Source organism: Mesorhizobium sp. M4B.F.Ca.ET.017.02.2.1 (assembly GCF_003998955.1).
GTDB classification, from domain to species: Bacteria; Pseudomonadota; Alphaproteobacteria; order Rhizobiales; family Rhizobiaceae; genus Mesorhizobium; species Mesorhizobium abyssinicae.
In genome coordinates, this window is sequence record NZ_RZOF01000274.1 from 1 (window position 1) to 8,534 (window position 8,534).

The 8,534-nt window shown below is 65.4% G+C and carries 9 protein-coding genes; 3 read left to right on the forward strand and 6 right to left on the reverse strand.

What is annotated here, in order from left to right:
* A partial coding sequence (locus EN738_RS25630; protein WP_189605966.1) for a substrate-binding domain-containing protein occupies window positions 1-514 on the forward strand: 514 nt, incomplete at its 5' end.
* Window positions 515-543: 29 nt separating this feature from the next.
* Here the strand turns inward: EN738_RS25630 and EN738_RS25635 are convergent.
* A complete protein-coding gene (locus EN738_RS25635) occupies window positions 544-1,110 on the reverse strand; it encodes a hypothetical protein (protein WP_127286144.1) in 567 nt (188 codons plus the stop codon).
* A gap of 192 nt (window positions 1,111-1,302) precedes the next feature.
* Here EN738_RS25635 and EN738_RS25640 point away from each other — a divergent pair, with 192 nt between their 5' ends.
* Both EN738_RS25640 and EN738_RS25645 read left to right on the forward strand, forming a co-directional pair.
* Complete coding sequence (locus tag EN738_RS25640; protein ID WP_127286145.1) at window positions 1,303-1,743, forward strand: hypothetical protein; 441 nt, start codon at window positions 1,303-1,305, stop codon at window positions 1,741-1,743.
* The gene (locus EN738_RS25645) at window positions 1,740-3,902 is read left to right on the forward strand and encodes a phosphatidylserine/phosphatidylglycerophosphate/cardiolipin synthase family protein (RefSeq protein WP_187331396.1); all 2,163 of its coding nucleotides are present in this window, start codon (window positions 1,740-1,742) and stop codon (window positions 3,900-3,902) included. The genes EN738_RS25640 and EN738_RS25645 overlap by 4 nt, the downstream gene beginning before the upstream one ends.
* A gap of 57 nt (window positions 3,903-3,959) precedes the next feature.
* Here the strand turns inward: EN738_RS25645 and EN738_RS25650 are convergent, their stop codons facing one another.
* The 5 genes from EN738_RS25650 to EN738_RS25670 form a co-directional block, all read right to left on the reverse strand.
* Window positions 3,960-5,216 carry a D-amino acid dehydrogenase gene (locus EN738_RS25650; protein WP_127286146.1) on the reverse strand — a complete coding sequence of 419 codons (1,257 nt, stop codon included), beginning with the start codon at window positions 5,214-5,216 and terminating at the stop codon, window positions 3,960-3,962.
* A gap of 22 nt (window positions 5,217-5,238) precedes the next feature.
* A complete protein-coding gene (locus EN738_RS25655) occupies window positions 5,239-5,772 on the reverse strand; it encodes a nucleoside-diphosphate kinase (protein ID WP_127286147.1) in 534 nt (177 codons plus the stop codon).
* The gene (gene rnk / locus EN738_RS25660) at window positions 5,769-6,188 is read right to left on the reverse strand and encodes a nucleoside diphosphate kinase regulator (protein ID WP_127286148.1); all 420 of its coding nucleotides are present in this window, start codon (window positions 6,186-6,188) and stop codon (window positions 5,769-5,771) included. Before rnk ends, EN738_RS25655 begins: the two co-directional genes overlap by 4 nt.
* 269 nt (window positions 6,189-6,457) lie before the next feature.
* Entirely contained in the window at window positions 6,458-7,552 is a 1,095-nt protein-coding gene (alr, locus tag EN738_RS25665; protein ID WP_127286149.1) for an alanine racemase, read from the reverse strand.
* Window positions 7,553-7,956: 404 nt separating this feature from the next.
* Window positions 7,957-8,472: an RNA pyrophosphohydrolase gene (locus EN738_RS25670; protein ID WP_127286150.1), complete on the reverse strand. Its 516-nt coding sequence runs from the start codon at window positions 8,470-8,472 to the stop codon at window positions 7,957-7,959.
* Window positions 8,473-8,534 lie beyond the last annotated feature (62 nt).

An 8,534-nucleotide genomic window follows, 5' to 3' on the forward strand; every position in this document is an offset into this window, starting at 1 on the left:
GCTTGTGCCGGTGCCGCGCTCGTTTTCGCTGTCGCGGCGCGAGGCCGACATCGCCATTACCGTGGAACGCCCGACCGAAGGCCGGCTGGTGGCGGGAAAGCTGGTCGACTACACGCTCGGCCTGTTCGCCTCGCGCGCCTATGCCGAAGCCAATGGTCTGCCGGCGACAGCGGCCGAGCTCGGCCGGCACACGCTGATTGGCTACGTGCCCGACCTCATCGTCAGCCCTTCGCTCGACTATGCCGCCGAGTTCAGCGCCGACTGGAGTTCGAGCTTCGCCATCTCCTCGGCGCTCGGCCAGGCCGAAGCGGTGCGCTCCGGCGCCGGCATCGGCATCCTGCACACTTTCGTCGCCCGCTCGATGCCGGAGCTGGTGCCGGTCGATATCGTGGCGCCGATCCGCCGCGCCTACTGGCTGGTCTATCACGAATCGGTGAGGCCGCTGCGTCGCGTCCAGCTCGTCGCCAATTTCATCAACAGGGCGGTGGAGCGGGAGCGCGGCCTGTTTAGCTGATTTCACAAGCCTGCAACGCAGTTCGTGTTTCAAGGCGTGTCGAGAATGAACGAATTCACCACTCGTTCAGCCTTGTCCGCCAGCGGCGCCCACATCCGCGCCACCTGCTCGGCGCTCTCGCCCATCACGCCGCAGTTCACATAACCGTAGCGCGCGCCCCGGACGGAGAACGCGAACCTGGAATGGCCATAAAAGGTGGCATTCCCGCTGAGAACCGTGAAGTCCACGTCGGCCAGGCGGACGGGGTAGCCGTCGGGAAACCTTGCAAGGCTATCATTGCTGAAATCGGCTGTGCTGAATGAGGTGCCTATTGTCTTTTCCCAATTATTCATCGACCAGCCCTCCATGAATTTGCCCGTATCGGACGGCGAGCCCGGTGCCGATTGATCGTAAAATGAAGCCGATACCATGCAGATGAGATCGGCAAATTTCACGCTCAGCCGTATCTCTTCTTCGGAGAGCGGCTCGTTGATCCATTCCTCTGGAAAGGTCAGAGAAAACCCGTTCTGCTGGTCGTGGACGGTCTTGTCCGCGGCGCTGACCACGGAGGCGTAGAACAGAAATCCAACACTGGTAGTCAGAAAGCAGAAACGCATCACGATGCTCGCGAAATGCCAAGACGGGAGCTATGCCCGGGTGGATGGGACAAGGCGGCATATCACAATCGGGCGATACACGCGGCCTTTTACTTGCCACAAAACCGGCCAGTGTGGCATCAGGCACGCGGCCGTCGGCGCGGGAACGATAGCCCGCGTGGGAAAGTCATTCAGAAAGCTGGCGCGGATAAAATGCGAGCCGTTCTTGCCATCCTGCCGCTGGCCTTCCTCTCGGCTTGCGCCAACCCGTGGACGAAAGTGCCGGAGGCTGAACTTCCGAAGCCGATCCGCACTGCGATGGCGCGCCCCTCGGCTTTCGTCTTCGGCAATTATTGCGGGCCGGGGACCCGCTCCGGCGATCTGTCGCTGCGGCCGGTCGGCCGCCTCGACGCCGCTTGCCAGGTCCACGACGCCTGCTACATCGCCCGCCGCAACCATTGCGACTGCGACGGTGCGCTTGTCGCCTCGGCGAAAGTGATCCGCGACGACAAGACCGCCCCGAGGACGATGCGCAACGAGGCCGAGCTTTTGATCGCCACTTTCGCCGTCCCGGTCTGCAAGGTCTTTCCGCAAGGCTTCATGCCGCCGCGCGACCCCGCTCAGCTCAAGGCGATGAACGGGGCGACCGGGTGAACGTAAGGTCCGCGGCAACAAAAGCGCTGTTCGGATTGGCGCTCGCGGCGATGGCCGGCTGCGCCGGCATGCCCGGCCGCTCCGCCTGCGCCTTCTTTCCAGGCGACGATGCCTGCGACCGGCCGCCGATCTCGGCCGACAGCACCGGCGCCGCGATCGCCACCGCGCATTACTTCAAGGCCGGCGACAGCGCCTACGAGAAACGCTTCCAGGCGCTGCTGGCCCAAAGCCGGCTCGACGCGCTCGACCGCACGAACGGCACCGGCCGTTTCGGGCATGACTGGCGCGACATTCACAACAGCCGTTTCCAGGCGACCTACCGGGCGCTGCAACAGCTGGCAAAGCCGCTCGACACGACCGCGGTGACGCCGGCGCGCGGCAAACCCGGCGAGGATCATTTCACCGGGCGCTGGCGCATGTCGCGGCAGACACTCTATCTCGATGCCGCCGCCCGACCCTTTGCGCCCAAGACATTCAGCTTTTCCGGACTGGAGGCGCGCTCGGTCGAGATTGTGCTCAGCCAGGCCGGCCAGAAGCCCCTCGACATCGGCGGCACCTGCGATGGGCCGTTGGCGATCCGCGCGTCGGGACGATCGAGCACAATCGCCGCGGGCTCGGCATTCCATCTCACCCTGCCGGCGGGCGAGGCATCCGCGAGCCTCTATCCCGGCGAGGCGCTCAGCCGCTGCGACCTCAGCGTCAGCTCCGGCCTGGCGCCGGCCGGCGCGCCGCTGACCATTTTCCGCGAGGAGGTTGCCGACCCTTGGGTCGCCGGCCTCGACAGCCGCTACGACCGCTGCCCGGTGCCCGATCCCGATGGGCTCAAGGAGCTCGACCGCGTTTTCTACGCCGGCCGCTGGCTGTCGCAGACTTGCGCGCTGCCACTTGGCAAACCGCTGCTGCTGCGCAAGTCGCGCGACGGCTTCAACGCCAAGGTCGAGGCGCTGCTGGGAGAGCGGCTTCCCGACAGCGCGTTCGACAAGGCCGATCCCGAGCTGCCGCTCGATTTCTCGCACGCGCCGAAACTCAGGCTGATCTATCTATCGTCGCTGGAGTTCAAGGCGGACTTTTCCGGCCGCATCATCGAGCGGCTGATCCGCCATCATGCCGCCTCGGGCACCAAGGTGCGCATCCTGGTGACCGACGTGCTGGAGCGCGAGAAGGACGACGCCATGCTGCACCGACTGGCGGCCGAATTCCCCAATATCCAGCTTCAGGAATACCGCTGGCGGGCCGACCACGGCGCGCCGATCGACGAGCAGATCTCACAGCTGCACAAGACCCACCACGTCAAGATGCTGGCGACGCTGGCCGAGGATCCCGGCCGATCGCGCGTCATCATCGGCGGCCGCAACATCCATGACGGCTTCCTGTTCCACAAGCCGGTCGACCTGTCGCGCTATCCGGACCTGCAGCAATACGGCAGGACCGACGGCTTCTCGCTGAACTACTATTCGAACTGGAGCGATTTCGACGTCGAGATCGCCGATCCGGCCACGGTCGAGACGCTGGCCGCGCATCTTTCGACCGTGTGGCTGCGCGATCCCGACACCAACATCTCGCGCCCGTTTTCGATCCCGGTCCGCGCCAGCGGCCGGCCGCCGCAAGGCGTCGCCCGGCATTTCATCTCCGTGCCCTATGAAGACGGGCACGCGCTGGAGAGCTATTTCGTCGAGCTGATCGACACCGCCGAGCACCATATCCAGATCGTCAACCCTTACCTGAACTTGACGCCAAAGCTTGCGCTGGCTTTCGACCGGGCGCTGGCCAGAGGCGTGAAGATCGACATTGTCGGCCGCATCGACCTCAAGGGCGACATCGGCGGCAAGTTCCTCACCGCGCTCAACAAGCTGTTCGTCGAGAAGTATGGCGACCGCATCGATATCCGCGAATTCAAGGCGCCCGACGTGGTCCTGCATTCCAAGATCATGATGATCGATGAGAGGCTGGTGACGATTTCGTCGGTCAACCTCAACAACCGCAGCTTCTTCCACGATTCGGAGAACGGCATGACCGTTCTCGACCCCGCCTTCTACGCCAGGATGAAACCGGTCTATGACGACTATCTTGCCCATTCAAAGCCGGTCGCCACCAACGTGACCATCCCCTGGGCCTACCGGCTGCTGTTCAGAGAGGGCTGGGTGAAGCAGGCGTTTTAAGGCAGGTCGCCCCAAAGCGCGCTGCGGTCCTGGGGACAACCTGAAGGAGCAGTTGCCCTACTTCAGGTAGCGTTCCGGCCCGAGGTCGTGGGCGTTGATCTCGGGCACCCGGCTGGAGATGATGTCTGCCAGCACCTTCGCCGAGCCGCAGGCCATGGTCCAGCCGAGCGTGCCGTGGCCGGTGTTGAGATAGAGGTTGGACAGCTCGCTGCGGCCGACCAGCGGCGGCCCGTCCGGCGTCATCGGCCGCAAGCCGCACCAGAAGGTTGCGGCCTTGAGATCGCCGCCGCCCGGGAAGAGATCGCCGACCGAATGCTCCAACGTGCGCCGGCGCGATTCGTGCAGCCTCATGTCCAAGCCTGAAATCTCCGCCGTGCCGCCGACGCGGATGCGGTCGCCGAGCCTGGTGATCGCCACCTTGTAGGTCTCGTCCATGACGGTCGAAACCGGCGCCGCCTCGGCATCCTTGATCGGCACAGTGATCGAATAGCCCTTGACCGGGTAGACCGGGATCGGCCGTTTCAGCCAGCGCATCGCCTGCGCCGAGTAGCTGCCCATCGCCATCACATAGGCATCCGCCGCCCTCCAGCCCGTGCTGGTATGCATGTTGTGGACGCGGTTGCGGCTGCGGATGATGCGCCTGATCAGGGTGTCGTATTCGAAGGTCACGCCGCGCGCCACGCAGAGCTCGGCCAGGCGGTCGGTGAACATCTTGCAGTCGCCGGTTTCGTCACCCGGCAGCCTGAGGCCGCCGACGAACTTGCCGCGCACGTTGGCCAGCGCCGGCTCGGCCGCGATGCAGCCTTCGGGATCGAGGACTTCATAGGGGACGCCGTATTTCTTCAGCACCTCGACATCGCCACCGGTGCCGTCGAGCTGCTTTTGCGTCCGGAAAAGCTGCAGCGTGCCCTTGGAACGCTCGTCATAGGCGATGCCGGTGGCCTGGCGCAGCGCCTTCAGCGTGTCGCGGCTGTATTCGGCAAGCGGCACCATGCGCGACTTGTTGAGCGCGTAGCGCTCGGCCGTGCAGTTGCGCAGCATCTTCAGCAGCCACGTCCACATATGCGGGTCGAAGGCCGGCCGCACCACCAGCGGACCATGCTTCATCAGCAGCCATTTGATCGCCTTCAGCGGAATGCCGGGGCCGGCCCAGGGCGAGGCATAGCCCGGCGAGACCTCGCCGGCATTGGCGAAGCTGGTTTCCAGCGCCGGACCTTTCTGGCGGTCGAACACCGTCACTTCGTGGCCGGCCTCGGCGAGGAAGTAGGCGGTGGTGACCCCGATCACGCCGCCGCCCAGCACGAAGATCTTCATCGCTTGCTCCCTCAAAGGCCGATCATGCCGCCGAAGGGCCCGGATCGTCTTCCTCTGTCTGCCGGATTTTGCCCGTCTCGCCAAGGGGCCTGCTGGTCGCTGAGGCGCTGTGGACAAGGGTCAGGCCCTGCGACAGACGTCCGCCGACGTTCCGAGCTGCTCGTCGCGCAGCCTCAGGCTGGTAAGGTACATCTTCGACCACAATCCGCTCGTTCCTGCCGTCGGGCCGTTCGACCAGTAGGCTCTGGCCTTTCCTCATGCCGAGTAGGCTGAGGCCCCGCCACGTGCTGACGGACAGGCCGGCCCCTATGGAAGCGAATGTTTCGCTCTGCACCAGCGTTCGCGTCTCCGCCGGGCCGCCATCTATGCAAAAAGTCACGCGGCTGGCCAACGTCGCCAAGTCGGGCCCGACCAGGTCGACCGGAACAATGCTGCTCTGCGAGAGCTTGCGCTCGAGCACTGGCACGATCGGATCGGCAAAGGCGCGCCTGCGCAACAGCATCACCTCAATCATCCCCAAATCCTTCGTCGTCACGCAGTAGATGGTCTTGGTCATGACGGCCTCCCGGACGGGAGTTGCTCGACAGCGTCGATTGTGCCCGACAGGACCCGGCCGTCACGGCTTTGCCAGTGCACCGACCCGCCGGCACGCGCTCCGATCAGCGCTGTTCCGAGCGGCGTCAGCACGGAAATGCGCTTCTCGGCGATGTCGGCTTCGCCGGGATAGACCAGCGTGACGCGTTGGCAACTTCCATCGCTGTTGCGCAAAGTCACTGTCGAGCCCATCCGCACTACATCTGCCGGCATGGCCGCCGCTGCCGCGACCCTGGCGCGGTCCATTTCCGCGAGCAGACCCTCGGCAATGTCGGGCGCTCGGTCGAGACAGGCTCTGGCTAGGCCGGTCAGCCTGTTGTGATCGGCGTCGCTGACGAGGAGCAGGTTTCGGTAACGTGATGGAGTTGTTGCAGGCATGGCAAACCTCATGGGCCCGGCGCACAGGACGACTGCGCTGGCGCCAAATCAGGGGCGGCGGACAAAGCCGGCAGCCGCACAAGGCCGGCCGGCTCAATGGCGATGTATGGAATTCAAATGCCCCGGTTCAGGCGGCCGCCAGCTTGGTGGCCGGGCCGGGGCTACGCTCCCGCGATGGGGCAGACCCTGAAAAAGGTTCTGGTATGGGCGAGGTTGCTCATCCCGGAACCCTTGCCGAGAAGCGCCTGCTTGTCAAGCAAGGCACTCGTTCAGCCGGTATAGCGCCGGTGAAAGCGCGGCCCGAGGCTGGTCAGGATCTCGTAGCCGATTGTGCCGGCATGGCCGGCTGCGGCGTCGACGCTTTGCGATGGTCCGAGCAGCTCGACCAGGTCGCCTGCGCCGAGCTTGCCTTGCGGCAGCGCGGAAATGTCGAGGATGATCGAATCCATCGACACCCGCCCGACAAAGGGCAGCCGCACGTTTTCAAACCAGGCGGCCGAGGCTGCGCGGCGATGCCAGCCATCGGCATAGCCGAGCGAGATCGTCGCCAGCCCGAGCGAATCCTCCGCGCGATAGGTGTGGCCGTAGCCGACGCCGGCGCCTTTCTCGACGCTTCGCGTCTGCACCACCTTGGCCTGCAGCCGCACCACCGGCAGCATCGGATTCGGCTCCGCCGGCGTCGGATTGATGCCATAGAGCGCCGCGCCGGGGCGCACGAGATCGAAATGGAAGGCCGGTCCGAGGAAGATGCCGGAGGAGTTGGCGAGCGAAGCCGGCGCCTCGGGGAGCATCTTGCGCAACCGCTCGAAGGCCAGCCACTGCCGCTCGTTGGCCGGATGCGCCGGCTCGTCGGCGCAGGCGAGATGGCTCATGACGAGGGTGACCGCAACGCCGTCGAAGGAAGTCGGCTCACGGCTCAGCGCCTCGACCTCCGCCGGCGGCATGCCGAGCCTGGACATGCCGCTGTCGACCTGGATCGCGGCCGGCAGCTTGCGGCCGGCAGCCAGGCCGGCCTCGCCCCAGGCCTTGAGCTGCGCGGTGCTGTTGATGACGGGAGCAAGTTCGGCTTCGACCGCCTCGTTTTCCGAGCCGGGCGGCAGTCCGTTCAGCACATAAATCGCCGGTCCGGGGCCGAGCGCCCGGCGCAGCGCCACGCCTTCGGCGAGCAGCGCAATGAAAAAGCTCGTGCAGCCTTCCGCCGCCAGCGCCCGCGCCACTTCGGCGGCGCCCAGCCCATAGCCGTCCGCCTTGACCACGCCGGCACATTGCGCGGCGCCGAGTCGCGCCTGCAGCCGCCGGTAGTTTTCCCTGATGGCGCCAAGATCGATGGTCAGGATCGCCCCGGCTGTGGCCTCGCTAGGCATGCAGCTACCCGCGTCAAGCGCTTGCGGCAAAGGCGCCTTGTCGCCGCTCATCGAGGCGACCGCGCCAGGGTTGCGCCTGTTGCGAAGACGCGCGATTGCCGACGCCGGCGCCGCCCCTCATCGCCCTGCCGGGCACTTCTCCCCGTATGGTGACGGGGAGAAGGGAATGGCCGCAGCCTCGGTTGTCTTCCTGCAACGTTGGCGATTAGCGAAATCGGCGCCGAGACCTTCCCTCTCCCCGTCACTATACGGGGAGAGGATGCCGGCAGGCAGGTGAGGGGCAGCGCCGGCGCTCCTCTATGATGCTCTTGCCATGCATGGTTCATGTCAGCCTCTGGTACTTGCGGCGCACCGGCATCAATATCAAGAGTGCCCGATCCCGAACAGTGCGATCGAACGCGCCTCTACGAGACCAGATGCCGGAACGCCGCAACCACCTCTTCATACACCTTGCGCTTGAACGGCACGATCAGCCCGGGCAGGTCCTGCATCGGCCGCCAGGCCCATTCGTCGAACTCGGCGGTGTGGCCGCCAGGCGGCGGGTTGATCTGGATTTCGCCGCTGTCGCCGTGGAAGCGATAGGCGAACCATTTCTGCGTCTGGCCGCGATAGCGCCCCTTGAAGGCAACGCCGACCAGGTGCGCTGGCAAATCGTAGTTGATCCATTCCGGCGCCTCGGCGAGCAGCGAGACCGAGCGCATGCCGGTTTCCTCATAGAGTTCCCGTCCCGCCGCATCGAGCGGTTCCTCGCCCTTGTCGATGCCGCCTTGCGGCATCTGCCAGAGCTGCGTCGTGCCGGCGAACTCGCTGTCCGGCTCGGCGATGCGATGGCCGACCCAGACCAGCCCGTCGCCATTGAGGATCATCAGGCCGACGCAGGGGCGATAAGGCAGGGTCTCGGGATCGATATTCTTGGCCATCGTCGGACCTTCTGCGCTGCGGCGTGACGTCTGAGTCGTGAGTAGTGAGTAGTGAGTACCTA